20 protein-coding genes are annotated in these 26,160 nt (G+C 44.4%); 10 read left to right on the forward strand and 10 right to left on the reverse strand.

Translation table 11 applies throughout. The features are described 5' to 3' along the window. The first annotated feature begins 170 nt into the window (after positions 1-170). Together addB and addA are read left to right on the forward strand one after the other, a co-directional pair. Entirely contained in the window at positions 171-3,668 is a 3,498-nt protein-coding gene (addB, locus tag MHI53_RS06170; protein WP_340373033.1) for a helicase-exonuclease AddAB subunit AddB, read from the forward strand. Beyond that, on the forward strand, positions 3,661-7,389 hold the full coding sequence (gene addA, locus MHI53_RS06175; RefSeq protein WP_340373034.1) for a helicase-exonuclease AddAB subunit AddA: 3,729 nt from the start codon (positions 3,661-3,663) through the stop codon (positions 7,387-7,389). Before addB ends, addA begins: the two co-directional genes overlap by 8 nt. Positions 7,390-8,010: 621 nt before the next feature. Here addA and MHI53_RS06180 read toward each other — a convergent pair. From MHI53_RS06180 to MHI53_RS06205, 6 genes are all read right to left on the reverse strand, one after another. Next, positions 8,011-8,229 carry a spore germination protein gene (locus MHI53_RS06180; protein ID WP_061143070.1) on the reverse strand — a complete coding sequence of 73 codons (219 nt, stop codon included), beginning with the start codon at positions 8,227-8,229 and terminating at the stop codon, positions 8,011-8,013. Positions 8,230-8,252: 23 nt separating this feature from the next. Continuing rightward, entirely contained in the window at positions 8,253-8,660 is a 408-nt protein-coding gene (locus MHI53_RS06185) for a spore germination protein GerPE (RefSeq protein WP_061143069.1), read from the reverse strand. A gap of 5 nt (positions 8,661-8,665) precedes the next feature. Beyond that, the gene (locus tag MHI53_RS06190) at positions 8,666-8,845 is read right to left on the reverse strand and encodes a hypothetical protein (protein WP_057912469.1); all 180 of its coding nucleotides are present in this window, start codon (positions 8,843-8,845) and stop codon (positions 8,666-8,668) included. Beyond that, positions 8,835-9,446 carry a spore germination protein GerPC gene (gene gerPC, locus MHI53_RS06195; protein WP_061143068.1) on the reverse strand — a complete coding sequence of 204 codons (612 nt, stop codon included), beginning with the start codon at positions 9,444-9,446 and terminating at the stop codon, positions 8,835-8,837. Before gerPC ends, MHI53_RS06190 begins: the two co-directional genes overlap by 11 nt. Positions 9,447-9,522: 76 nt before the next feature. After that, on the reverse strand, positions 9,523-9,735 hold the full coding sequence (locus MHI53_RS06200) for a spore germination protein GerPB (protein WP_340373035.1): 213 nt from the start codon (positions 9,733-9,735) through the stop codon (positions 9,523-9,525). Between the two features lie 23 nt (positions 9,736-9,758). Further along, positions 9,759-9,980: a spore germination protein gene (locus MHI53_RS06205; protein WP_061143066.1), complete on the reverse strand. Its 222-nt coding sequence runs from the start codon at positions 9,978-9,980 to the stop codon at positions 9,759-9,761. 330 nt (positions 9,981-10,310) lie between these two features. Here MHI53_RS06205 and MHI53_RS06210 point away from each other — a divergent pair, with 330 nt between their 5' ends. The 3 genes from MHI53_RS06210 to MHI53_RS06220 all read left to right on the forward strand — a co-directional run bounded on the left by MHI53_RS06210 (position 10,311) and on the right by MHI53_RS06220 (position 13,283). Then, positions 10,311-11,585 (forward strand): MFS transporter, encoded by a 1,275-nt coding sequence (locus MHI53_RS06210; protein ID WP_340373036.1) that lies wholly within the window; start codon positions 10,311-10,313, stop codon positions 11,583-11,585. A 34-nt stretch (positions 11,586-11,619) separates the two neighbouring features. Then, positions 11,620-12,801: a DUF418 domain-containing protein gene (locus MHI53_RS06215; protein WP_340373037.1), complete on the forward strand. Its 1,182-nt coding sequence runs from the start codon at positions 11,620-11,622 to the stop codon at positions 12,799-12,801. 134 nt (positions 12,802-12,935) lie between these two features. After that, positions 12,936-13,283 (forward strand): YisL family protein, encoded by a 348-nt coding sequence (locus MHI53_RS06220; RefSeq protein ID WP_340373038.1) that lies wholly within the window; start codon positions 12,936-12,938, stop codon positions 13,281-13,283. A 51-nt stretch (positions 13,284-13,334) separates the two neighbouring features. Here the strand turns inward: MHI53_RS06220 and MHI53_RS06225 are convergent, their stop codons facing one another. Beyond that, entirely contained in the window at positions 13,335-13,901 is a 567-nt protein-coding gene (locus tag MHI53_RS06225) for a DUF2777 domain-containing protein (protein WP_061143061.1), read from the reverse strand. 321 nt (positions 13,902-14,222) lie between these two features. Here MHI53_RS06225 and asnB point away from each other — a divergent pair, with 321 nt between their 5' ends. Continuing rightward, positions 14,223-16,070: an asparagine synthase (glutamine-hydrolyzing) gene (asnB, locus tag MHI53_RS06230; RefSeq protein WP_340373039.1), complete on the forward strand. Its 1,848-nt coding sequence runs from the start codon at positions 14,223-14,225 to the stop codon at positions 16,068-16,070. A 41-nt stretch (positions 16,071-16,111) separates the two neighbouring features. Here asnB and MHI53_RS06235 read toward each other — a convergent pair whose 3' ends face one another. Continuing rightward, entirely contained in the window at positions 16,112-17,863 is a 1,752-nt protein-coding gene (locus tag MHI53_RS06235; RefSeq protein ID WP_340373040.1) for a glycoside hydrolase family 13 protein, read from the reverse strand. A 378-nt stretch (positions 17,864-18,241) separates the two neighbouring features. Between MHI53_RS06235 and MHI53_RS06240 the strand changes: the two genes are divergently transcribed. The 4 genes from MHI53_RS06240 (at position 18,242) to MHI53_RS06255 (ending at position 24,260) form a co-directional block, all read left to right on the forward strand. After that, positions 18,242-19,489 carry an extracellular solute-binding protein gene (locus tag MHI53_RS06240; protein WP_340373041.1) on the forward strand — a complete coding sequence of 416 codons (1,248 nt, stop codon included), beginning with the start codon at positions 18,242-18,244 and terminating at the stop codon, positions 19,487-19,489. Positions 19,490-19,639: 150 nt separating this feature from the next. Further along, positions 19,640-21,175 carry an alpha-amylase family glycosyl hydrolase gene (locus MHI53_RS06245; protein WP_340373042.1) on the forward strand — a complete coding sequence of 512 codons (1,536 nt, stop codon included), beginning with the start codon at positions 19,640-19,642 and terminating at the stop codon, positions 21,173-21,175. A 70-nt stretch (positions 21,176-21,245) separates the two neighbouring features. After that, the gene (locus tag MHI53_RS06250; protein ID WP_340373043.1) at positions 21,246-22,895 is read left to right on the forward strand and encodes an alpha-glucosidase; all 1,650 of its coding nucleotides are present in this window, start codon (positions 21,246-21,248) and stop codon (positions 22,893-22,895) included. A gap of 318 nt (positions 22,896-23,213) precedes the next feature. Continuing rightward, complete coding sequence (locus MHI53_RS06255; protein WP_340373044.1) at positions 23,214-24,260, forward strand: LacI family DNA-binding transcriptional regulator; 1,047 nt, start codon at positions 23,214-23,216, stop codon at positions 24,258-24,260. Between the two features lie 39 nt (positions 24,261-24,299). Here the strand turns inward: MHI53_RS06255 and MHI53_RS06260 are convergent, their stop codons facing one another. After that, complete coding sequence (locus tag MHI53_RS06260) at positions 24,300-25,040, reverse strand: MBL fold metallo-hydrolase (protein WP_340373653.1); 741 nt, start codon at positions 25,038-25,040, stop codon at positions 24,300-24,302. Between the two features lie 167 nt (positions 25,041-25,207). Beyond that, positions 25,208-26,077: an SDR family oxidoreductase gene (locus MHI53_RS06265; RefSeq protein ID WP_061143054.1), complete on the reverse strand. Its 870-nt coding sequence runs from the start codon at positions 26,075-26,077 to the stop codon at positions 25,208-25,210. Between the last annotated feature and the right edge of the window lie 83 nt (positions 26,078-26,160).

The following is a 26,160-nucleotide window of genomic DNA, read 5'->3' on the forward strand; positions in this document are numbered from 1 at the left end:
AGGGCTTTTTCTTTTGGGGAAACGCGAACGTACGATTGGTGTTTTGGATTGGGAAACAGTAAAATGATAGAAAGTGGTCCTTGACTGGAAAGGATCCTCATCAAAAAGTTGAAGGATTTTCTGGTATGATAGATCTAGACATAATGTTGGTGTATAAGGGGGAAAAAGAGATGTCACTCCGTTTTTTACTGGGAAGATCAGGTACAGGGAAAACCTCGAATGTATTGGGCGAAATCCGCTCCAAACTGGCAGAAGATCCCGAAGGCAATCCGATCATCTATCTCGTTCCTGATCAGATGACGTTTCTATCTGAATATAAATTAATTAAAACGCCAGGTCTTGCCGGCATGATCCGGACACAGGTTTTCAGTTTTAGCAGGCTGGCTTGGCGGGTTCTACAGGAAACCGGGGGAATGAGCCGCCTCCATTTGGATAGTGTTGGCGTGAATATGCTGATAAGGAAAATAATGGATGATAAAAAAGAGGAGTTCAAGCTGTTTCGCCGGTCTGCAGATAAGCAGGGTTTCATTGCCCAGATGGAACTAATGCTGGCTGAGTTCAAGCAGTATTGCATCGAGCCGCGGGATATTCAAAACTACTTGACTGAAGCATCAAAGGCAGCAAGCGGCATCCAGGATAAACTTCATGACCTTGAATTGATCTATCAGGCGTTTGAGGATGAAATGGTCGGCAAATATCTCGACTCCGAAGACTATTTCACTTTACTGATCGAAAAAATGGCTGAGTCTTCATATATAAAGAATGCGGAGATCTATATCGATGGCTTTTATAGCTTGACGCCCCAGGAATTATTGATTGTCGAAGAAATGATGAAGCTGTGCAAGAATGTGACGGTTTCACTTACCTTGGATCGGCCCTATAGGCAATATGCACCGGATGACCTGCAATTGTTCAGGCAAACGGGAAACCTGTATCATCATCTTTATCAAGCAGGGTTGAGGAATGACATCCCAATTTCAGACGATAAGATCTTAACGGGAACGGAAAGGTTTGGGAAGAGTCCGGGACTGGATCATCTCGAAACTTATTTTGCAATTCGTCCTGTACGGACGTTTGAGCACTTACCTGATGTAGCAATTGCACAGGCCGTTAACCGCAGGGCAGAAATTGAAGGTGTTGCCCGGGATATCTTGATGCTTGTCAGGCAGAAGGGGCACCGTTTCCGTGATATTGCGATTTTAGTCCGGAACGGTGAAGCGTATTCTGATATTTTACAAACCGTTTTCCGCGATTATCAAATTCCCTTGTTCGTCGATTCGAAACGGACGATGCTGAATCATCCTTTAATCGAATTGATTCGATCCACATTGGAGATCATCACTGGATATTGGCGTTATGAACCGGTATTTCGCGCAATCAAGACGGAGCTGCTCTTTCCGCTGCAAAATAATCATGACAGGATGCGCGAGCAGGTGGATAAGCTGGAGAACTATGTATTGTCCCGTGGGATCAAAGGGAGCAGATGGACTTCAAAAGATCGTTGGACGTACAGGCGCTTCCGTGGTCTGGAACTGGAGGACCGGAACCAAACGGATAAGGAAATGAAGCTTGAGCAAGAGCTGAATGAGATGAAGCAATTATTTACCGAGCCCATCTTGAAGCTTTCCAAGCGTGTTAAGAAGGCTGAAAATGGGAGGGAATTATGCGAAGCCCTTTATTTATATCTTGAAGAATTGCATGTATCGGAAAAGTTGGAAAAGCTGAAACAGGACGCGGAAGATGCCGCCGATTTGGTTTCGGCAAGAGAGCATGAACAAGCATGGAATGCGATTGTCGACCTATTGGACCAGTTCGTCGAGCTTTTAAGCGAGGAACAGCTTTCCATGAAGCAATTTGCGACAATCATTGAAGCCGGGTTGGAATCGCTTGAGTTCTCTTTAGTGCCGCCTGCCATTGACCAAGTTCTTGTCGCCAATCTCGATTTATCCCGGCTTGACGATGTGAAGACGGCTTTTGTTATCGGCCTGAATGAAGGGGTCCTGCCGGGCAAGGCTGTTTCCGAGGGGGTCTTTTCCGATAGTGATCGCGATGTTCTTTTGGCTGGTGGATTTGACGTCGCCCCAAGCTCCAAGGTGCGCCTCCTTGATGAGGAGTTCACCGCGTACAAAGCTTTCACGACACCTGCAGAGTCTCTCTATTTATCATATCCGCTTGCCGATGAGGAAGGAAAGGCTCTGCTGCCATCTTCCTACTTAAAGCGGGTGAGGGATGTGCTGCCTAACGTTTCCGATGTGCATTACATGAATGGTCCATCCGATCTGCCTGCTGGGGAACAGTTGAAATATGCCGCGAATAATGATGTGGCCCTCTCGTATCTGGCTGCCCAATTACAGCTCAAAAAAAGGAACTATCCAATCCATCCGCTATGGTGGGATGTATATAATATCATCATAGAGGATGAAATGGCCGGACCTTTTGCGACTAAGGTGTTATCAAGCCTTTTTTACCAGAACAAAACGAAGAAATTATCCGAAGAAACCAGTAAGCAATTGTATGGAGAAAGCATACTTACGAGTGTTTCGCGAATGGAAATGTTCAATAGCTGCCCGTTTTCCCATTATGCAGCCCATGGCTTGAAATTGAGGGAAAGGCAAATTTTCCGTTTGGATGCACCGGATATCGGAGAGATGTTCCATGGAGCGTTGAAAATGATTTCGGATTATTTAAAGGAGCATGATATCGCTTGGTCTGCATTGACGACTGAACAATGCCTGGAACTTGCCAGAATGGCAGTGGAAAGACTCGCTCCTAAATTACAAAACCAAATTTTGTTAAGTACGAACCGGCATCACTATTTAAGCAGGAAATTGGAGCATGTGATCGGACGTGCCTCGATGGTTTTAAGCGAGCATGCCAAGGTGAGCGGTTTTGCTCCGGTTGGTTTGGAGCTTGGGTTCGGGAAAAGTGGAGAGCTGCCGCCGCTAACTTTCACCTTGAAGAACGGTACGAAGATGGAATTGATCGGCCGGATCGATCGCGTGGATAAAGCGGAGGAAGGGGAAGGAGTCTATTTGCGTGTGCTCGATTATAAGTCGAGTGAAAAGGAACTGAACATGAGTGAAGTATATTATGGACTTGCCCTGCAAATGCTGACCTACCTTGATATCGTCGTTACTCATTCGAATTCGCTGATTGGCAAGGAAGCGATTCCGGCCGGCGTTTTGTATTTTCATGTGCATAACCCGGTGGTCAAATCAAAAGGCATGCTCAGTTTGGATAAAATTGAGGAAGAGATATATAAAAGCTTTAAAATGAATGGCCTTGTACTGGATCATTCGAATGTCATCCAGATGATGGATCAATCGCTTGATATCGAAAGCTCGGGTAAGTCCGATATCATTCCGGCAGGATTCAAAAAGGATGGATCGCTCCTCGCCGCTTCCAAAGTTGCCAGCAGGGAAGAGTTTTCATTGCTGAATCGCCACGTTCGCCGCATTTATCAGGAAGCTGGTGATCGCATGGTTGATGGTGATGTGGATATAACGCCATATAAATTAAAGGAAAAAACGCCTTGTACCTTCTGTTCCTTTAAATCGGTATGCCAATTCGACCAGTCCCTAGAGGAAAATCAATTTAGGAATTTAGCACAAAAGAAACAAAATGATGTTCTTGATCTATTGAGAGGGGAGGGGGAGAGCGATGAGTAAAACGATAATACCTGCTCTTCCAGCAGATGTGACCTGGACCGAAGACCAATGGAAGGCGATATGGGCCAAGGATCAGGACATTTTGGTTGCGGCCGCTGCCGGTTCCGGGAAAACGGCAGTGCTTGTCAATCGGATCATTCAAAAAGTGATATCGGAAGATGAGCCGATCGATGTTGATGAACTGCTCGTCGTAACATTCACCAATGCTTCGGCTGCCGAGATGCGTCATAGGGTAGGTGAGGCATTGGAACAAGCGATTTCTGATAATCCGCAGTCACAGCATCTTCGTAAGCAGCTGAGCTTGATTAATCGTGCCTCGATATCGACCCTGCATTCCTTTTGTTTAGAGGTGATCCGGAAGTATTACTATCTGACGGATATCGACCCGGCTTTCAGGATAGCCGATTCTACAGAAGTCCAGCTGCTTCGTGATGAAGTAATGGAAGAGCTTTTCGAGGAGCAGTACGGACAAAGTGATAATGAAACGTTCTTTCAATTGGTTGATGCATTCACGAGCGATCGAAACGATGATGCACTTCAGGATATCGTTCGATCGCTCCACGATTTTTCGCAATCGAACCCTGATCCCGATCGATGGCTCGATGGGGCCGCCAGCATGTATGAGTTGGCTGATGGTGAGGGCATTGACGACCTTTCGTTCATCGCTTCATTGAAATTTGATATTGGGTTGCAGCTGGACACGGCAAGGGATTTGTTGGAACGCTCGCTTGCGTTGACAAAAGTGCCGGGGGGACCGGCGCCAAGGGCTGAAAACTATTTGGCTGACCTTGCCATGGTTGCCAAACTGTCGGAAGTGAAAGAGCAATCCTGGGATGCGCTTTACGAAGAAATCCAAAACGTGAAATTCGGAACGGCAAAACGCTGCACTGGTGCAGATTTCATCAAGGAAATATCGGATGAGGCCACGAAATATCGTGATAAGGCGAAGAAAATCATCAAAGCGTTACAGGAAGAGTTGTTTTCCCGTAAGCCGGAAAGCTACCTGCGCGACATAAGGGAGCTCAAGGGATATGTAGACACACTCATCCTGCTGGTGAAACGATTCGATGCACGATTCTTCGCGGCCAAAGCAGAAAAGAACTTGGTCGACTTCGCTGATTTGGAACATTATTGCCTGCAAATCCTGACTGGTGAAACCGTAGCGGGTGAACGAAAACCATCGGAGGCTGCCATCGAATACAGGAACCAGTTCAAAGAGGTGCTTGTCGATGAGTATCAGGATACGAACCTTGTTCAGGAATCGATTTTAAAACTGGTGACGGCCGATGGTGAATATGATGGAAATCTTTTCATGGTTGGTGATGTCAAGCAGTCCATTTACCGGTTCAGGCTTGCCGAACCGAATCTCTTCCTTGGAAAGTACACCCGCTTTACTCATGATGGAATTGATTCTGGGCTGAAAATTGATTTGAACCGCAATTTCCGAAGCCGTAAAGAGGTTCTGGATGGAACGAATTTCTTGTTTCAGCAGTTGATGGGCATCACAGTCGGTGAGATTGATTATGATGAGGATGCTCAATTGAAAAAAGGTGCGCCTTATCCCGAAGACGTCCCCAATCCGATTGAACTCCATTTGATTGATGGGGCAGCTGATCCAAATGCACATGCGGATACGGCGGCGGAGGACGGATTTGAGGCAGAGGAGCTTGAGAAAGCGCAGCTAGAAGCAAGGCAGATGGCCAAGCTCATTAAAAAGGCCATAAGTGAAAAGCATCCGATATATGATACGAAGACCAAACAGTACCGTTCGGCCACTTATCGGGATATGGTCATCCTGCTGCGTTCGATGCCATGGGCACCGCAAATCATGGAAGAATTTAAAAAGCAAGGGATTCCAGTCTATGCCAATTTATCGACAGGGTATTTTGAAGCGACAGAAGTTGCGATCATGATTTCCCTGTTGAAGGTGATTGATAATCCGCAGCAGGATATCCCCTTGGCATCCGTTCTTCGTTCCCCCATCGTCGGGTTGGATGAAGAAGAAATGTCACAGGTACGATTATTCCATACCGGGAGTTATTACGAAGCATTAGCTGATTTTTACAGGAAGAGTGATCGGGAAGAGTACCCAGCGCTTTATGATAAGGCTTCGGCTTTTTATAAAAAACTGGTCAAGTGGAGAAAGCTTGCCAGGCAGGAAGCATTATCAGATTTAATTTGGCTGTTATACCGCGAAACCCAGTTCTACGATTTTGCAGGGGGGATGCCTGGCGGCAAACAGCGTCAGGCCAATTTGAGGGCATTGTATGACAGGGCAAGGCAATATGAAGCAAGCTCCTTTCGCGGATTGTTCCGTTTCCTGCGGTTCATCGAAAGGATGCAGGAGCGCGGAGATGATTTAGGGGCGGCTCGGGCTTTAGGCGAACAGGAAGATGTAGTCCGCTTGATGACGATCCACTCCTCAAAGGGCTTGGAATTCCCGATCGTGTTTATTGCCGGACTTTCCAAACAATTCAATAGGATGGATATCCGCAAATCGTATTTACTTGATAAGGATTATGGATTCGCAGCTAAGTACGTCAATCCCGAATTGCGGATCACTTATCCATCCCTGCCCCAGTTGGCATTTAAGAAAAAGAAGCAGCTTGAACTGATTGCCGAGGAGATGCGGGTCCTCTACGTGGCACTGACAAGAGCTAAGGAAAAGCTTTATTTGATTGCCAGCATCAATGATGCGGAAAAAACGCAGCAAGACTGGGCAAGCAATGCGGCGCATGGAGAATGGTTATTAAAGGACTATGTACGGGCAGGTGCCAAAAGCTATCTTGATTGGATTGGCCCAGCCCTTGTCCGCCATCGCGATTCACTTATGGAAGGCCAAGGCCTGGAAATGGAGTCGCATCCATCGAACTGGTCGATTTCGATCGTTCCAAGTGAGGAGCTTGCCGTTCTGGATGAAGAAGAGGCAATTGTACAGGAGCAATTACTTGAACATGTCCAGAAATCGGAGAAGGTCGGAATCGTTTCCGAGTTTTATGAAGATATTAAAGCACAGCTTGAATGGGAGTACCCGGAATATGAGGCTTCCGTGCATCGTTCGAAGCAATCCGTTTCTGAGCTGAAGCGTCAATATGAATTGAAGGACGAAACGGGCTCCACGGAATTATTGCGTAAATTTCAGCGTCCCATCACGAAGCGCCCGACTTTCATGCAGGAAAAATCACTTACCCCTGCGGAAAGGGGGACGATTACCCATCTAGTGATGCAGCATATTGATTTATCCCAGCAGATTACCGTTCAAGCGGTCCAAGAATTGATGGTGGATTTGATACAACGTGAACTGTTGACAGAGGAACAGAAAGAAGCTGTGGACCCGGAGACGATTGTCGTTTTCTTTGACAGTGAAATCGGGCGAAGAATGCAAAAGTCGCTGAACATTCGCCGGGAAGTGCCATTCACGATGTCATTGCCGGCAAAGGAAGCTTACGCCGATTGGGCTTCCGGTGAAGAGGAAATCCTGATTCAAGGTGTGATTGATTGTATTTTTGAGGATGAACGGGGCCTTGTCCTGCTGGATTATAAAACGGATACGATAAACGGCCGATTTGCCAATGGGTTTGAAGGAGCTAAAGAAATCCTTGCCGATCGATACCGGATGCAGCTCCAGCTTTATACGAGGGCTGTTGAAGGGATACTGAATAAGAAAGTAACCAACCGCTACTTGTTTTTCTTTGATGGGTCACATTTATTGGAAGTTTAAGGGGTAGGTAGGATCAATCGAGCAAGCCTGCTGGGAAACCTGGATGAATTTGAAAGTATCTCTGAAGTAAAGTGTAAGTTTCGTAAAGGGTATTGAAAATAAAGCTACGCAGCTTGAAGGGAAGGCCGTCTGTATTTTACAGGCGGCATTTTTTATGGTTTTACTGTCCACGATAGAGGTTGTAATCAATCCTCCAATTTTATCGTACCCGTCCAAATTTTATAAAATGACGGAAGAATGGTTCTTGTCGGGTATATCTCTACAGTTTTCCCATGTGACTTGGATGATCCTGACTCACGCATCAACCAGCTTAATTGTAAGGCTGCCTCATCCATCATTCATAATTAAAAAAAATCTTCGTTTTATCTATTCTATTTGAGTCATAAAGCGCCAAGGCGGCTCCCGGACCGCCCGCGAAAAGCAAAGGCCGAAGTCCGACCTCTCCAAAGTTGTGGACAGTCGAAATTTCATCTGCATTTTCAAACCTGGAGTTAATAAAAACCGGCAGTTTTCCACTGGTTCATCCGACGTTTTTTTATTTTAAACAAATGTGCCCTATAGGGTAGACTTTTCGTGTCTACTCTATAGGGCACATATAAGAAGCGGGAGCCTTTTCCTTCGTTAATTATTCCCTGCAATGGGTTGGTCGATTCCATTGATATCAAGGACATTGCTTCCATTCAGTCCGTTGGCGGTAAAAACGATGGCACCTGTGTTCGCTGAACCTGATCCTGTGACCGATTTGGAGGATGACTTTGGAGAAATGACCGCTGCATCACCGAATAATAGATTTCCTTCCCCTACATTGAATATTTGAATTGGGCCGACTATGGCTGGCATATGAACTCCTCCTTCTTAAAAAATCAAGTATTGTTTGTTGAATCCTCAACGGATGTTTCTTCGACCTTTTTAGGGACCTGCCGAATGTGCTTCACCCTGGATTCCATACGTATGTGGCCGACATTGCCCACGCCAACCACGGAAGAGGATGATATCCCGATGATATTGATATGGCCGACACGTATGAAGGGATTCGAATTTGCAAATGTTGAGTAGACCGGTTCATACAATCTCGGAATATAAATGGGCCGCTTAAAAATGTCATAGTCTTTGAATTGAATGTCCACTGAACCAAAAGTCTCGCTTTTCTTTTGAACGGCTAATGCAAGGGCATTTCCGTCTATATAGGAAGTGTCCCCGATTTGCATGGTCGAGCAGAATGAGACCGTATCGGATAATATGGATTTCACTTTCGATATTCGAGAGAACATGTTGGTTACCCTTCCGGGGAAACCGGTACGAATGGACCGATGATAAGGGATTCTGGCGGGGTATCGAATGCGGAAGATAGTTGCACCGTTTGGACATCCCCGATGAGAAATAAAGCAGAGCTGGCTACACCGGTGATTTTTATATCACCTACACAAAGCTGGTGATTGGTTACGTTAAACTCCATTTACATTTCCTCCTGTTTCTGCTTGTGAATGTGTGATGAATTGAAACAATGCCGCTTGAATATCGGATTTTACCCTTTCCTTGACCTTTTCCTTAACGTTATCACGTTGCTGCGGTGCACGTTCCGGGTAAGAGAGGTTATCGTAATACATATTGATCCGTTGATGGAGCTGACGTTCAACGTCTTGTTTAATGAAGTCATGATAAGAAGGCTCCAATGAAATTTTCAGCTGGCTTTCCGTATCGTGAATCATATTTTCCAAGTCTGAAAGAATGTCGTTATGAATTTCCTGGACAACGAGTTCCCGGCCTGGAAATAAATTTGGAGCAGGCTGAACGGGTTGGTTATTAACGGCGAATTCATCAATGTTGTTTAGATCATTCGGATTTAAACCGATATTCAACGTACCGTCCAGTGATTCGACTTTTAATTGATCGAATTTATATTCAATTCTATCAACATGGATTGGCGGCCTATTTTTCAGCTCGGCAAGTTCATCCGTCAGGCGTTTGAGTTCGTGTTCAAGTTTCATGATCCGCTTATCCTGGGCTTCTAGATAACGCTGCATTTGCATGGAGTACGAATAAAGATCCTGATTCACGATTCAACACCTCACCTTCACCAAGATATATTTTCATATATGACAGTATATGAAAAAGTTTGCGGTAGGTGAATGCCTATGAACTAGGAGGAGTAAATGGAACGAAGGTGGACAATGGTGCTATATCAGTTTCGATTTCCGGTGCTGGCTCAGTGAAGCCGCCGGTATTGGCCAATGTGGAATATGGTTTGATCACGCCTGCACTCCCGATTTGAAAAACGGAGGAGTTTGCGATGCTTTCAATTTTGATCATATTGATTTGGATGGTTTGGTGAATATTGAAAATCATGATGACTCCTTTCTATACAACCATTAGAGATTTAAGACCATTGGCTGGTCAACACCATCTGTATCATTTGTATTTGTGGTGCTATAGGCATTATAAAGTGAAATGGATTCACCTGTATTGAACGAACCAGCACCTGCAAATGTTTTTGAAGTGGAGTATGGATTAATTTTAAAGACGTCACCAATATGGACAACGCCACTGCTACCGACGTTAATGACTTGAACGATACCTACAATGGCCGGCAAGAAAATCACCCTTTTTTCATTCGGTTTTTCCCTGGGACAGAGGCGACGGGCCTGCTGCAGTAGGGAGTTTCATCGTATTGTATGTTTACCCAGGATCGATGTGATTGATCAAAAAGAATCTGGCATTGAAGATTTTTCATTTTCCAATTGATGGCCCTGTTTTTAAGGAAGCCGGAAGTGTGCGGAGGAAGAAAGAGGAAATAACGGAATTTTTCAATAAAAGGGCTACGGATTTTAATAATAAGTGGTACGATTATAAAATATTTCACATCATGATACTTTTCTTTTTTTCATGGCGTAATTCATGATTAGTAGAAGTGGGGGAGGGCATTGAAACGAATTCATTATAGCTGGGTCATCTTAATCCTTACATTTTTTTCAATTATTGTAGCAGGGATCATTAGGTCCTCATCCGGCGTATTCATCGTACCATTTGAAAATGAATATGGGTGGGACCGTTCCATCATTTCCTTGGCATTTGCGGTAAGTCTATTTCTTTATGGATTATCGGGGCCCTTCATGGCTGCCTTGATTGAAGTGCTTGGATTAAAGAAAATGATGGTACTTGGCATGTCGACTTTATTGGCAGGCATATGCCTCACATTTTTCATGGAGCATGAGTGGCAGCTGATGCTTATCTGGGGGATGATCATAGGACTGGGTTCGGGCGTGTTTTTGACTGTATTGAGCCCGTATGTGGCGAATCGTTGGTTCGAAAAGCGGCGGGGGCTCGCAGTCGGGATATTAACAGCCAGCACGGCTACTGGTCAGCTCATTTTGCTGCCGGCTTTAGCCATCATCATAGAGAATTACTCTTTTAAATGGGCGCTTGGATTGATCGTTTTCCTGAGCTTGATCATGCTGCTGATGATCCTGTTTTTCATGAAAAATACGCCGAAGGAAGTTGGCCTCCTTCCGTATGGGACGGAAGAAGAAATCAAGGAGGAAGCTGCGGTTCAAAAGAAGAATCCCATTGGCATGGCTTTTCGATCTTTAAATGAAGCGGTGCGGGTCAAGGAATTCTGGTTATTGGCAGGTAGCTTTTTCATATGCGGACTATCAACGAACGGGTTGATCGGGACACATTTCATTTCTTACTGCATCAGTTTCGGTTTGCCGGTCGTTACGGCAGCATCATTGCTCTCTTTCATGGGTATCTTCGATTTGATTGGCACAACCTTATCGGGCTGGTTATCGGACCGTTTTGATAACCGCTGGCTGCTGTTTTGGTATTACGGCTTAAGGGGAGCTTCCCTTGTATTTCTTCCTTTTGCCCTCAAAGAGGGTACGATCACCCTGTTGATCCTCTTCTCCGTATTTTACGGATTGGATTGGATAGCGACGGTTCCCCCGACCATCAGCATTTCAAGGCAAGTCTTCGGGGTGGAGAAGAGCGGGATTGTCTATGGGTGGATATTCGCTTCCCACCAGGCCGGTGCTGCGGTGGCGGCATACGGCGGTGGCCTGATTTTCAAGGTTTTCAACTCCTATACATGGGCATTTTTCCTTGCGGGGATCTTCTGCTTATTGGGAAGCTTGTTCGTCATATTGATAAAGAGGAAAAAAGCGGTTTCCATCGTGGAAAATGGTGCAGTGAGTCCATAAAGAAGAAATTCTGTAGCGGAAAGGGGGGACATTCTTGAACGGAACGATGATATCATTGCAGGAAAATAAACGGATCGTTAGCATCGATATATTACGAGGCTTGGCCATTTTAGGGATTTTTTTAGTGAATATGCCTGCTTTCCACTCCCCGCTCTTGTACATCGATGGTGCAAGGCGATGGCCCGGGGGCTGGGACGGGATATTATACAGGCTCAGTGATGTCATGGCCCAGGCCAGCTTTTATCCGTTATTTGCATTTTTATTCGGTTTCGGTGCGATTATCCTGGCCATCAGGAGTGAAGAAAAGGGGATAGCCTTTCCTGTCCTGTTTACGAAAAGGCTATCCTTCCTGCTGGTTCTTGGGTGCATTCATGCTTTTTTCATCTGGCATGGCGATATCCTTATTAATTATGCTGTGTTCGGGTTTGCCTTATTGTTTTTTTATCAGATGAAGGGAAAGACGTTAATTTTAGTGGGCACGGTGTGTTATGTTCTGCCCTTTGCCATATTGGGTGCGCTTCTCCTGGTTATGGGCAGCATCGATAGCGAGGGGCTGGCGATACAAACAGATTCGACGATGATGAAGCGGTCTTTGGAAATTTATCAATCAAGCACATTTCTGCAAATCGTCAATCAGAGGGCGCTAGATTGGTATAAGGTGAATAATCTCGCGAATTCCGGCATCCTTTTTTTATCGATTTTTCCGTTTTTCTTGATCGGGGCAGGTGTTGCCAAGCAAGGCTATTTGCTAAACCCGGTGCAATTTAGGAAGAAATTGAAAGCAATCATGATCGTAAGCCTGCTATTGGGTCTGGCGATCAAAACTCTACCATATGTGGCGGTATACCATTTTGGCACGATTTTCGTACAGGATTATTTTGGCGGGCCGTTATTGACGATATTTTATATTACAGCCGTCACGCTTATTGTGGAAAAAAATGGAGTTTCCCGGTTGTTGATGCCCCTTTCCCATGTTGGCAGGATGTCGATGAGCAATTACTTATTCCAATCGATTGTCTGCACCTCGATTTTCTATTCATACGGCCTTGGTTTATACGGATCGATTTCTTACACGACAGGGTTCATTTTGCTAATCGCTCTGTTTTGCTTGCAACTCCTGTTATCCCGCTTATGGATGAGCCTGTATAAATATGGCCCGGTTGAATATATCTGGCGTTTTGTTACATATGGAAAAAGGCCGCTTATGCGTAGGTAGGGCACAGTGGAGGGGAATGGTACATGATGTTCATTAAATTGTTGATTTTTCCCCACCCAGGTGGCATCTTAGCTTTGTTTTTATATAAAAGCCTATGATATGATGAGAGAGAAACTGAACGAGGGGGCAATAAAATGACTACACACTTGCATATTACAGCGTGGGTAATCGGAATCATCCTTTTCTTTGTCACATATTCGATGTATAAAAGTGGAAATCCGAAAGCGAAAATGCTACATATGATTACAAGGTTATTCTATCTATTAATTATTTTGACTGGCGGAATGCTGATTACCGATTTTGGTGCCTATGCCGTTAAAATGATCGTCGGCATCATCGTGATTGCTGCGATGGAAATGGTATTGGTCCGTACGAAGAAAAGGAAAACCACAAGTGCCATGTGGATCTTATTCGCCGTTGCATTAGTATTCGTCGTGTATTTGGGGCTTTCCCTGCCACAAGGACTTTACCTCTTTAAATAGGAATGGAAAAGCGGGTAAATGAGCTGATCTCATTTACCCGCTTTTTTTCTGCTATTGGGAATTCACTTTTTCAATGACGATCCTTTTCCCGGTGTTCAAGGTGAATTCGAAGCGATCATGATCCTTTTTCCCATAAGAAAAATGGTGCTGGACGAGACATATTTGATTCTCGTTATCGAAGGTGAAGAAATTCACGCCGGACTGGTTCGGGACGGTCCTTAAAAACGTGAGCTGATTATAGCTATATATACAATCATAAATGGAAAAATCAAGAGAATTTAAGGTCGTTACAAATTGGAAAAACGAATCATCGTTCAATTCTTCCAACAAACGCTCAAAAGAGTAGAGCAGCTTTTTGCGAATCCGGATGGGTTCGTTTTCCTTTAGGAAGGTGATCTCCCGGTGAAGCAGGATTTTTCCCTCTTCCTCGACCACTCCTTGCTGCCAACGCCCACCCCTGTATACTTCAATGACGCTATCAACATGGTCTTCGATGGAGCAGGCCTCATCTGTTTCATCATCGAAGAAAATCCATTGTTGATTGATATTTTCCACTGTTCCTTCGGTAAAAGCTCTCGTTTGCCTGTTCATTAGTTTGGTTCGTTGTTGCTGACTCATACATATACCTCCAATAGTGGAATCCTCACCTACTTTTTAGTCAAAATCCAATGAAAATATAACGGTATATTTTAAAATATTATGGACAAATAACCATCTTTCCGTCTTTGCATAGGCTATGTTTAAACACGGGATGCTTTGCTCACCACTTCGTAATCAATAAAGGGGGGCGTTTCGAGGGCAGGGATCCTACGAATGACGCTGATCGATACTTAAACTTTGTTGTGCATGTCTTCGAATTAGGAAATAAGGGACGGTAAATCTTTTTTAGACAGGAGCCAATATTCTGTAGTAGTCCCGATGGAAAGGATGAAGTGTAAAATGTGTGGGATAACAGGCTGGGTGCATTTTCGAAAAGATTTACGAACTGAAACGAAAACACTGGAAAGCATGACGAAAACATTGGCAAAGCGGGGGCCTGACGAGGATAATGTCTGGAGCGAAGCCCATGTCGCCTTTGGCCATAAACGATTGACGGTTGTAGATGCGGAAGGCGGAAAACAGCCGATGACGAAAAATCAACAAGACGGCAGATATACGCTAAGCTACAATGGGGAGCTATATAACACCGAAGATCTTCGTAAACAGCTATTATTAAAAGGATATTCCTTTAAGGGTCATTCTGATACAGAAGTTTTACTAACTTCTTATATTGAATGGAAAGAAAAATGCATTGACTTGTTCAATGGGATTTTTGCGTTTGCAATCTGGGATGAAAAGGAGCAAAAATTATTCGTTGCAAGAGATCGGATGGGGGTAAAACCATTATTTTACACGGAAAAGGATGGCGGGTTCATTTTTGGATCTGAACTGAAGGCGATATTAGCCCACCCGGATGTAAAGACGGAGATTGACCGTGAAGGACTGTCTGAAGTTTTTGGTGTCGGTCCTTCCCGAAAGCCGGGATCGGGTGTGTTTCGTAATATTCACGAATTAAGGCCCGCCCATGCCCTTACATTATCGAGGAAGGGGCTCAGGATTTGGCGCTATTGGAATGTGAAAAGTGAAGAGCATAGGGATTCCCTCGATGAAACGGCCGAGAAGGTCCGTTTTCTTGTCGAGGATGCAGTGACGAGGCAGCTTGTATCCGATGTTCCACTGTGTACCTTCCTGTCAGGGGGGCTTGATTCAAGTGCCATTACGGCCATTGCTGCCAACTCCTATCAAAAAGAAGGAAAAGGACGGCTCCATACGTATTCGATTGATTATGAAGATAATGAACGCTATTTCAAGGCGAATGATTTTCAGCCCAACTCCGATGGTTATTGGATAAAAAAAATGTCGGATACCTTCAATACGGTTCACCATTCATCGATTATCACCCAGGAACTGCTAACGGATCATCTGACGGAAGCGGTGCTTGTAAGGGACCTCCCGGGCATGGCGGACGTCGACTCTTCCTTACTTTGGTTTTGTAAGGAAATCAAGCAGGATTTCGTCGTAGGCCTATCAGGCGAGTGTGCGGACGAGATTTTCGGCGGTTATCCATGGTTTCACCGCGAGGACGATTTGAATCGGGCAGGGTTCCCCTGGATGAGGTCTACGGATGAACGAGTATCTTTATTGAAGGGGGGCTGGCGTGACAAGCTGAAGCTGGAGCAATACGCACAGGAAGCCTATTTGACCACCCTTGCCGAAACACCTAAATTGGATGGCGAAAATGGTATAGCAGCAAAGCGCCGGGAGCTATTCTATGTGAACTTATTATGGTTCATGACCACGCTTCTTGACCGCAAGGACCGGATGAGCATGGGAGCAAGCCTGGAGGTGCGGGTACCATTTGCCGATCACCGCCTTGTCGAATATGCGTGGAACATCCCTTGGGATATGAAAATGGAGGGGAACCGCGAAAAGGGTATACTAAGGAAAGCGCTGGAAGGGCTGTTGCCTGATGAGGTATTGTATCGTAAGAAAAGTCCCTACCCCAAAACTCATAACCCTCAATACACAGACCGTGTGCAGGGTTGGCTAAAAGAGCTGCTGAGGGACAAAAATTCCGTCCTGCACGAATTTTTCGATAAACAGAAGTTAAATGACATTGTCGACTCCAAAGGGGCCGCATTTAAGGTGCCATGGTTCGGACAATTAATGTCGGGTCCGCAGTTACTTGCCCACTTGGCACAGACCCATGTATGGTTCAAAGAATATGATATCCAAATCATTGAATGAAAAAGGGGCAGGAAAATTTTCCTTGCCCCTTTTTCCTTGCCTCAATGATCGAATGCCAAGATTTTATATTCATAGTTACCCAATTCAATTTGCCGTTCCTTAACGGCTGCTTTCGTTCTTAAATTCGTAACGGTCCGTCCCCTCAAGTCAAAAGGAAGGGGGAAGGATTGGAAAGCCTCGGTTGGATTAACGAGGACCACCACGGAACGATCTTGATTATATTTTAAGTAAGCAACGATATCTTCGTTTCCGCTAGTATCCAAAAATTTGAACATCCCTTCATTTGCCAATAACCGTTCTTCTTTCCTTAACCGAATCAATTCCTTGATTTCATTTAAAAGCTCGCTGTTTTGTTTTTCTTCTTCCCAAACCATGCATTTTCGGCATCCTGGATCCATGCCGCCTGTCAAGCCGATCTCATCACCATAATAAATGCAGGGGCTGCCATTGAAGGTCAGCAGGATGGCGTGGATTAGTTTGGCTCGGGCCAAATCCTCGCCGCAATCGGTGAAGATCCGCGGTGTATCATGACTTCCGAGCAGATTGAACGTTACGTCAAAAACATTGGTCGGATAGCTCTGATAAATGGCTGTCATTTCCTCGATGAACTCGCGAGCATTGATGGTTTGCGATGCCACCAGGCGAAAAACTTGGTTGGTGAACGGGTAATTCATCACGGCATCAAACTGGTCGCCGCGCAGCCAAGGCATGGAGTCGTGCCAGATTTCTCCAAGGATATATAGGTCTGGCTTGATTTCTTTGACCGCTTTTCGGAAATCACGCCAGAAGGGATGGTCGACTTCATTGGCTACGTCCAGCCGCCACGCATCTATATCATACTCCTTGATCCAATAGGTCGATACTTCAAGCAGGTATTCCTTTACCTCCGGATTCGCTGTATTCAATTTCGGCATCGATTCGAAAAAACCGAATGTTTCATAATTCGGCCTTTCCCCTCCATGAAGGGGGAAATCATGGGGGTGGAACCAGTCCTTATACTTTGATTCCTCTCCCTTCTCGAGTAAATCCTGGAAAGGTGGGAAGTAGTAGCCGCTATGGTTGAAAACGGCATCCAGCATGACGCGGATACCACGCTTGTGGCACTCCTGTATGAGTGTCTTCAATGTTTCCTCGGTTCCGAATTGAGGGTCGATTTTCCGGTAATCGATCGTATCGTACTTGTGATTGGAATGGGCCTCGAAGATTGGCGTGAAGTAGATCCCGTTAATGCCAAGCCCTTCCAAATAATCTAAATGTTCAATGATCCCTTCAAAGTCACCGCCAAAAAAATTATCCACGGTCGGTTCTTCGCTCCCCCAAGGCTTTGCACCTTCTGGGTCGTTATCAGGGTTGCCGTTCGCAAATCGTTCTGGGAAAATTTGGTACCAAATTGTATCTTTTACCCATTCAGGAGCACCGAATATTTCATTTTGATGCAGATAGGGAATGGCGAAATAGCTTCCTGGGTCCCTTGGAACTTCTTTGAAAAAACCCTTTTCCGTGTAGATGGCCATATCATCTCCTGAACGGATCTTGAAGCCATAGCGAATTCTTCGGTATGGGGGCAACACATACACATCCCAATAATCATAATGGGCATCGCGTCCGGATAGGCTCATCGCTTTCTCCTCATATAGCCATTGTCCTTTATCCGATATGTATGGATCCCCAAAAATCAATCCTACTGAGGAGATATCTTGTCTTTTCGTACGCAGGCGGATATGTAGAGTTTCTTTGTCGATGGTATAGGCGAAATTGTCAGTAGGTCTATGGTGTATCGAAGAAAATTCCAACAATGATCACTCCAATTCTATAAGTGTATTTGAGGAAGTGAATTGAAAAAGGGAACGCCAGGCTATGAATGTGGAAGAGTCAGTATAATTGGGTACAGCCGGAACATGTATTTTTCAATATGGTTATATACCCGATAATAATTGAAAAAAGCGGGAATTAATTAAAAAATAACAAAAATTATTCATCTCGACAAGGAAATAAATACAAAGAGGAACATGTTGTAAAAATGAAAGCCGTTCATATAATGGTAACAACAGAGTTGGCATCGCTTTCATTCTTGGGGCTTCGTCCGATTTATTGAACTGAAAAACAAGCACTGTAAACAATTCGGCGCTTTTGGACATGATAGAATAAACATTTTAAAAAGGAGAATGAAATTGAAGAACCAGATATTTCATTTGTTCATGTCCATATTTTTGATCATGATGGCAAGTGCTTGTGGTACTGATTCAGATAAGGAAAATAGAATCGTCAAGGATAATAAGAAAACTGTGGAAGAAGCCACCGAAGAAGCGAAACCGGAAAAAATGGTCATTTGGGAGGAAAAAGGTAAAGCTGATGCCCTAAAGCCAGTTATCGAAGGCTTTGAAAAAGAATATGGCATTAAAGTTGTACATGAAGAACTGGAAATTGCTGAAGAAATGCATGACCGCCTGCGCCGTGATGGCCCAATCGGAAACGGAAAAGCCCCGGATGTCGTAACATTTTCTCATCGGCAAGTCGGTCAGCTCGTGAAGGAAGGCCTGATTCAGGAAGTGAAGGTGGAGGATGAGGTAACGGATGCCTTCCATGAATCTTCGATCCGGGCTGAAATGTATCAAGATAAGGTATTTGGATTGCCGAAATCGGTAAACACCTCCGTATTGATTTACAATAAAAAAATACTGTCTAAAGCTCCCGAAACGATGAATGACTTATATAAAATCTCGAAGAAATTAAGAAAAGAGAACGCCTATGGTTTTCACGCCGAATGGAATGGATTTCATGATGCGTATGGCGTGATGGCTGGAATGGGAAGCTATGTATTCCACGATGAAAACGGAAAATTCAACCCTTCGGACATTGGTTTGAATGATAAGCATGCCATCAAAGCAGCTGCCTATATCCAAAAATGGTATAAAGCGAATTTGATCCCAAAAGGCGACGGGGCTGCGATCGAAAAGCTGTATAGTCAAGGGGAATTGGCTTCATTCCTTGGGGACGCAAACTCATTTTCCGGGAAAAAGGAAACAGGAATGGCGCCTTTGCCTGAATTGCCGAATGGCAAGCCGATGAAATCATTCCTGGAAGTCAAAGGCTGGCATGTAACGGCCTTCACGAAACATCCTTACTGGTCTACAAAATTGGTCGAGTATCTGACAAGTGACAAACAGGCAATCCAACGTTATGAAACAACTGGTGATGTCCCGCCGAACAAATCGTTCAGTCATAATAAATTGATTAAAGAAAATGAAAGGGCACAAGCCTTAAGCATACAATTACAATACGCTGAACCTGTGCCGAATATTCCGGAAATGAACAAAGTATGGAGACCGATGGATTCTGCCATGAATCGGATAACGATGGAAAAAGCTAAACCGAAAAGGACGTTGGATGAAGCGGTGAAGGCGATAAAAAAAGAATGATTTTCGCGTTCCCTGTTCGATTTCATTGCGTTCCTCCCCCATGCCCAATTTGTCCCTTAAGTGTAAAGTTTTTTATAATTTGGATTTGACGAGAAGTGGTCAAAAGGCTAATCTTAAAGGCGTAAAGAGATAGCTAGGAGGAGAGCGGATATGAGAAATGGAGTGTTATCACTCGCTTTAATTCCGTTGCTTCTTTTTTACGCCATTCCAGTAGGAGCAGCTGAAAAAGAACAACGAACTTGGACGGATGAAATCGTATATTCATTAATGGTGGACCGATTTTTCGATGGCAATACCAAAAATAATGGTGATGCGAATGTAAATGACCCTTCTGCGTTTAATGGCGGGGATTTTGAAGGTGTCACGAAGAAACTGAATTATTTAAAGGACATGGGTTATACCGCTATCATCCTTTCACCGATTTTTGCTAATGAAGATAAGGGCTATCATGGGGATTGGGTGACCGATTTTTATAAAACGGATCAACACTATGGGACAATGAAAGAATTTAAAAAGCTCGTGAATGAGGCCCATGATCTTGACATGAAAGTGATTCTTGATTTTCAGGCCAATAATGTGGGACCTCATTCATCTTGGCTGAATGAGGAAGATAAACAAGGATGGTTCCATGATAAAAAAGAAATCTCCAATGACGGCGACCAAAAGCTAATGGAAACAGGCTGGCACGACGGTCTTCCCGATTTGAATCAAGACAATGAGGCAACAAGGGAATATCTACTTGATGCTGCAAAATGGTGGATAACGGAAACTGATATTGATGGGTACCGTTTAAATAAAGTCCAATACGTGGGAAAAGATTTTTGGAAGGAATTTGTGGATGCAGTCAAATCTGAAAAATCAAATTTCTATACAATCGGCGATGTAAATGGTGATGCCGATACGATTTCAAGCTACAAGGAAACGGGAATGGATGCCTTTATGGCCTATCCGCAAAATGGTGCATTAAGGGAAGCGTTTTCCGCTCCCGACAAAGAATTGAAGCCGGTTTTTAATGCATTCGAGGACAGTGAAGCGAAGTTCGGCGGTAAGGCCCCCCAAGCATTGTTCATGGATACCCAGAGTATGCCGCGTTTTACCAAGGATGCAGCCGATCATAATGAAAATCCGGGTTCCAGATGGAAAATGGCGTTGTCCTATCTTTATACGATGCCGGGAGTGCCAATCGTATTTTATGGCTCCGAAATTGCTTTGAATGGCAATTTGGCTCCAGACAATCATAAATTGATGAATTTTAAGACAGAACAGGAGCTGGTGGAATACATTACGAAGCTTTCTGATCTTAGAGACATGCACCCTGCTTTGACAAAGGGGGATATGGAAATTTTATATGAACAGGGGGGAGCCTCGGTATTCAAACGTGTACATGGCAAGGAGACGATGGTTGTCGTCATGAACAATACGTCTGGGACCCAAACGATAAAGCTTTCCGATAAGCAACTTGAAAAGAACAAAGAGTTGAGAGGCATGCTGAATGGCGATCTGGTGCGCAGTAAGGGCAACAGTTACACGATTGTAATCGACAGGGAGACGTCAGAGGTCTACACACTGTCACCTAAGTCCATCATCAATATTCCTTACCTGATCGTTATAGGATTGGTTCTTGTCATTTTTGCTATATTCATTGCTTTGGTCATTAAACGGTCAAAAAGGAACCAACCAAAATAATCACCTCTTGTAGCTGTCTGAAAACTATCGTCCCTAAGGCTTTGTGAAAACAGGATCGGGGGGATTCATCATGATCAAGACTTGGTGGAAAGAAGCCGTTTGTTATCAAATTTATCCACGCAGCTTCATGGATAGTAATGGTGATGGAGTGGGAGATTTAAAAGGAGTGATTTCCAAACTCGATTACCTCCAGGATTTAGGGATCGACGTCATTTGGATATGTCCATTTTATAAATCTCCCAATGCTGATAATGGCTATGACATTAGTGATTATCAAGCAGTTTCGGAAGAGTTCGGATCAATCGATGATATCGAGCTACTATTGAAAGATGTTCACCAGCGCGGCATGAAGGTGATCCTCGATCTTGTGTTGAACCATACGAGTGATGAGCATCCTTGGTTCATTGAGTCACGGTCGTCCAGAGATAATCCGAAACGCGATTGGTATATATGGAGGGATGGTCATGACGGCCGCGAGCCGAATAATTGGGAAAGTATTTTTTCAGGAAGTGCCTGGAAATTCGATGAAGGTACCCATCAATACTATTTACATCTTTTTGCCGAAAAGCAGCCAGACTTAAATTGGAAAAATGCTGATGTGCGGAAAGCCCTGTATAAAATGGTCAATTGGTGGCTTGATAAGGGGATTGACGGCTTCCGGATTGATGCGATCACGCACATTCATAAGCGGGAGGGCCTGCCGGATATGGCAAACCCTTATTGGCATCAGTATGTACCTGCGTTTGAAATGCACACGAACCAGGATGGGATCCTCGATTACCTGCTAGAGCTTAAAGAGGAAACTTTCTCCCAATATGATATCATGACGGTCGGGGAAGCCAATGGCGTCAGGATCGAGCAGGCTGAAGAGTGGGTCGGGGAAGCGAATGGGAAGTTCAATATGATCTTTCAATTCGAACACCTTGGACTTTGGAATCGAGGTCAAAATCAGCATGTGGATGTAATCGGGCTTAAACGCGCCATGACCAAATGGCAAAAGGGCCTAAAGGATAAAGGCTGGAATGCCTTGTTTTTTGAAAACCATGATCAACCGAGAAGTGTATCGACATGGGGAAATGATCATCAATATTGGCTGGAGAGCGCAAAAATGATTGGGGCTCTATACTTTTTCATGCAAGGGACCCCTTTCATTTATCAAGGTCAGGAAATAGGCATGACGAATGTCCGATTTGACTCGATAGATGATTATGATGATGTCGGAATGAAAAACTTCTATCGCATTGAGACCTCCAAAGGCCGCCCGCATGACGAAATCATGCACATCATATGGCATAGCGGCCGTGATAATTCAAGGACCCCGATGCAATGGAGTGAACAAGATAATGGCGGATTCACTAATGGGACGCCGTGGATGAGGGTCAATTCCAATTATCGGGCGATTAATGTCGAACGGCAGAAGGAAGACCCTTCATCGATTTACCATTTTTATAAAAAGATGATTCAGCTAAGAAAAAAACATGAGGTCCTAGTTTACGGAGAATACGAATTATTATGGGAAGATCACCCGGACCTTTATATTTATACAAGAAGTATGAATGGTGATTCAGTCAAGGTAGTATGTAATTTCAGCATGAATCACCATCAGATCGATCTTTCCCATTGGGGGGAAATGGAGCTATTGCTTGCTAACTATGATGATTGTCCGGAAGGTTCCATTATTGGTTTACGGCCATATGAAACAAGGATTTATCGTTATTGAACCAAATGGAAAATCATTGAATGTGACTCTATATCCACATATGGTTAGTCGTCTGACCTTTCCTTCCCCCAATGCCCTTACATTTTTTTTAGAAGCTGATCCGAAAATCAGCTTCTTTTTATTTGAAAAAGATAAAAAGAGTAATAGTTAGTATTTTCTGAAAAAAAGCAAATGGCCATAAAAAAAGTATGGATATAACTGTTGGACTGAGTGTATTATGAATACATACAAATGTATAAATATAAATAATTTCAAGAAGTATTCATGGGCATTTATAAATGAAGTCAATTAAGGCTAAAGAGGGGAGAGGGGAACGACATGGCAATCACGATAAAAGATGTGGCACAGTTAGCGAAAGTTGCACCTTCAACGGTATCCAGGGTGATCGCAAATAATCCTCGGATAAGTGAAAAAACGAAAGTGCGTGTGCGAAAGGCAATGAAAAAACTAGGCTATCACCCAAACTTCATTGCACGCAGCCTTGCTAATCAGACAACGAGGATCATTGGCTTGGTACTGCCAAGCTCATCAATAGAATTTTATCAAAATCCTTTTTTTCCGACGATATTGCAAGGCCTTAGTGAGGGAGCTCAGGAAAACCACTATTCACTTTTGCTTAGTACGGGGAAAACAGAAGACGAAATCTACAATGGAGTCGTAAATATGGTGCAGGGCGGGATGGTTGATGGAATCATCTTGATGTATTCAAGGTTGAATGACCATATTCTGACCTATTTGAGAGAAAGGGGATTTCCCTTCGTCATCATCGGGAAACCTTACGATTTCATCGAGGAGCTAACGTATGTAGATAATGATAATGTCCTCGCTGCAGAACAGGCAACAGATTACCTCATTCAGCTCGGACATGAAAGAATCGGCTTCATTGGAGGAGATGCAACCCTTGTGATGACACTCGATCGTTTGTCAGGGTTTGAACGAGCGCTGAAAAGGGCTGGCATCGTTCCGAGGAATGAATATACCTTACATGAAGACTTCTTGCATGAAGGTGGACAGGCAGCGGCGAAAAGGCTGCTTTCCATTGACGAGCCTCCAACAGCCTTGGTGGTCAGTGATGACCTTATGGCACTAGGCGTCGTGCAGTCACTTCGGGAGATGGGGATTCGCACGCCGGAAGAAATGTCCATCGTCAGTTTCAATAATGTGCTTTTCTCGGAATTATCTTTACCTGCCCTGACCTCAGTGGATATTAATATTTTCGATTTAGGCTATCAGGCGGCCAAGGGCATCATTCAGATGCTGCAAACTGGAGATGCTCCTGCTGGTGCCATCATTCCACATCATTTCGTGGAAAGGCACTCTTGCAGATCACTCAAGCAGGGTGCGATGGTGGCCATGAACTATTAAACGAAAGGGAGGGCATTGCTCATAAGCAATGCCCTTTTGCTAGAATTGGACACTGAAGCCCTTGAACGTATGGATGCCTGTACCATGTCTGGCCAAATCATTGTCTTTGAGGTATTTGGCGGCTGCCAACACTTCCTCCAGAATGGACGATTCCAGTCCCAGCTGGTTATGACTGCCGTATATTTTCGAAACTTTGCGGATTTTGGCGATTCTTTCAAATGAATTCACAAGGTCTATAGGATTTGTGGATGGATAAAATGCGTAAATGGGAGTATCCGAATAAAGCAAATCACCTGTAAACAAATACTCTCTATCATGATCCAATATGGAGATGTGGCCCGGTGAATGTCCAGGGGTGTGATAGATGCTTAAACTCCGATTCCCGAGGTCGACCGTATCCCCATCTGCAAGGAGTCCGTCAGGGGTTCCTACATATGGTCTATATGTTGCAGGGTCGAATGATTCAGGCAAAGGTTTTGTAATATCCCTGGCCATGTCTTTCCTTATTTGGTTCAAAGACAAGCCCTTGATGCCATTAATGAGCCAATCGGCATCCGCCCCATGAACATAAATCATATCGAATTCCCCATGTCCCCCGATATGATCCGCATGCACGTGTGTGGTCAAGACGATGATCGGGAGGTCCGTTAGTTGGTTCGTGATCCGCTTGATCGAATCGATGCCAAGCCCGGTATCAATCAACGCAGCCCTGTTCTTGCCAATTAGTAAAAAAGAATGCACTTTCTCCCAATGACCATATTCACTTATCGCAAACGTCATTGCGTCCAATTCCTGAACGGTGAACCAAGGGTCGGCAATCTTGTTCAAATCATATCATTCCTTTCCATCTTATACGGTCTTATACGGTGCGGACCGGCAATATCCTGCATGAAAAAGGAAAAACAGCGGATTTCAAAAGAAACCCACTGCAGCTGTAGTTCATGATTTTACCCGTTTACAACATTTCCGCCGTTTACATGAATGACTTGTCCGCTGACATAGGAAGAATCATCGCTGGCCAAATAGACATAGGCTGGTGCTAATTCCTCTGGCTGTCCAGCGCGGCCCATTGGTGTATCCTGGCCGAATTTGGCAACATCCTCTTCACCGAATGAAGCAGGGATCAGTGGCGTCCAGATTGGACCCGGTGCAACACCGTTCACTCTGATGCCATCTTTTAAAATGGAGTTGGAAAGAGCCCTCGTAAAGGCTAAAATGGCACCTTTTGTAGAAGAGTAATCGATTAATTTCGGATTGCCCTGATAGGCGGTGATAGAGGTTGTATTAATGATGCTGCTGCCTTTTTTTAGATGCTTTAAAGCAGCCTTTGTTAAGTGGAACATCGAAAAGATATTGGTGCGGAACGTTTTTTCCAATTGTTCAGCGGAAATATCAAGGATACTTGTTTGTACATGCTGCTCACCGGCATTGTTCACCAGAATATCCAAACCGCCGAATTCATCCACCGTTTTTTTGACGACATCCTGGCAGAAGGCTTCATTACCAATATCTCCGGAAATGAGTAAGCATTTTTGCCCTTCTTTTTCAATCAATTCTTTTGTCTGCTTGGCATCCTCATGTTCATCCAAGTACGCGACTGTGACATTTGCTCCTTCTTTTGCATAATAGATGGCCACTGATTTGCCGATACCGCTGTCTCCTCCCGTGATGATAGCGGTTTTCCCTTTCAATTTTCCGCTGCCTTTATAAGAGGATTTAACCGATTCTGGGTTCGGTTCCATTTTTGTTTCCAAGCCAGGTTGGTGTTGCTGATGCTGAGGGGGAAATCCTTGTTTGCTTTCGTTTTGATTAGTCAAAGTTAAAACGCCTCCTGATTAATGATCTACACCATTTCTATTCCTTGTTCTTGGAAAAAGAAAACATGGCAAAACATTCCATA

Origin of the sequence: Peribacillus sp. FSL E2-0218 (assembly GCF_037992945.1) — a bacterium.
GTDB classification, from domain to species: domain Bacteria; phylum Bacillota; class Bacilli; order Bacillales; family DSM-1321; genus Peribacillus; species Peribacillus simplex_B.

What these genes read in the sequence shown, in the direction of transcription:
- addB (WP_340373033.1), top strand. Translation starts at nt 171, where the DNA reads ATGTCACTCCGTTTTTTACTGGGAAGATCAGGTACAGGGAAAACCTCG.
- addA (WP_340373034.1), top strand. Translation starts at nt 3,661, where the DNA reads ATGAGTAAAACGATAATACCTGCTCTTCCAGCAGATGTGACCTGGACC.
- MHI53_RS06180 (WP_061143070.1), bottom strand. Translation starts at nt 8,229, where the DNA reads ATGCCAGCCATAGTCGGCCCAATTCAAATATTCAATGTAGGGGAAGGA.
- MHI53_RS06185 (WP_061143069.1), bottom strand. Translation starts at nt 8,660, where the DNA reads ATGTTCTCTCGAATATCGAAAGTGAAATCCATATTATCCGATACGGTC.
- MHI53_RS06190 (WP_057912469.1), bottom strand. Translation starts at nt 8,845, where the DNA reads ATGGAGTTTAACGTAACCAATCACCAGCTTTGTGTAGGTGATATAAAA.
- MHI53_RS06200 (WP_340373035.1), bottom strand. Translation starts at nt 9,735, where the DNA reads ATGATTTTCAATATTCACCAAACCATCCAAATCAATATGATCAAAATT.
- MHI53_RS06220 (WP_340373038.1), top strand. Translation starts at nt 12,936, where the DNA reads ATGACTACACACTTGCATATTACAGCGTGGGTAATCGGAATCATCCTT.
- MHI53_RS06225 (WP_061143061.1), bottom strand. Translation starts at nt 13,901, where the DNA reads ATGAGTCAGCAACAACGAACCAAACTAATGAACAGGCAAACGAGAGCT.
- asnB (WP_340373039.1), top strand. Translation starts at nt 14,223, where the DNA reads ATGTGTGGGATAACAGGCTGGGTGCATTTTCGAAAAGATTTACGAACT.
- MHI53_RS06245 (WP_340373042.1), top strand. Translation starts at nt 19,640, where the DNA reads ATGAGAAATGGAGTGTTATCACTCGCTTTAATTCCGTTGCTTCTTTTT.
- MHI53_RS06250 (WP_340373043.1), top strand. Translation starts at nt 21,246, where the DNA reads ATGATCAAGACTTGGTGGAAAGAAGCCGTTTGTTATCAAATTTATCCA.
- MHI53_RS06255 (WP_340373044.1), top strand. Translation starts at nt 23,214, where the DNA reads ATGGCAATCACGATAAAAGATGTGGCACAGTTAGCGAAAGTTGCACCT.
- MHI53_RS06260 (WP_340373653.1), bottom strand. Translation starts at nt 25,040, where the DNA reads ATGACGTTTGCGATAAGTGAATATGGTCATTGGGAGAAAGTGCATTCT.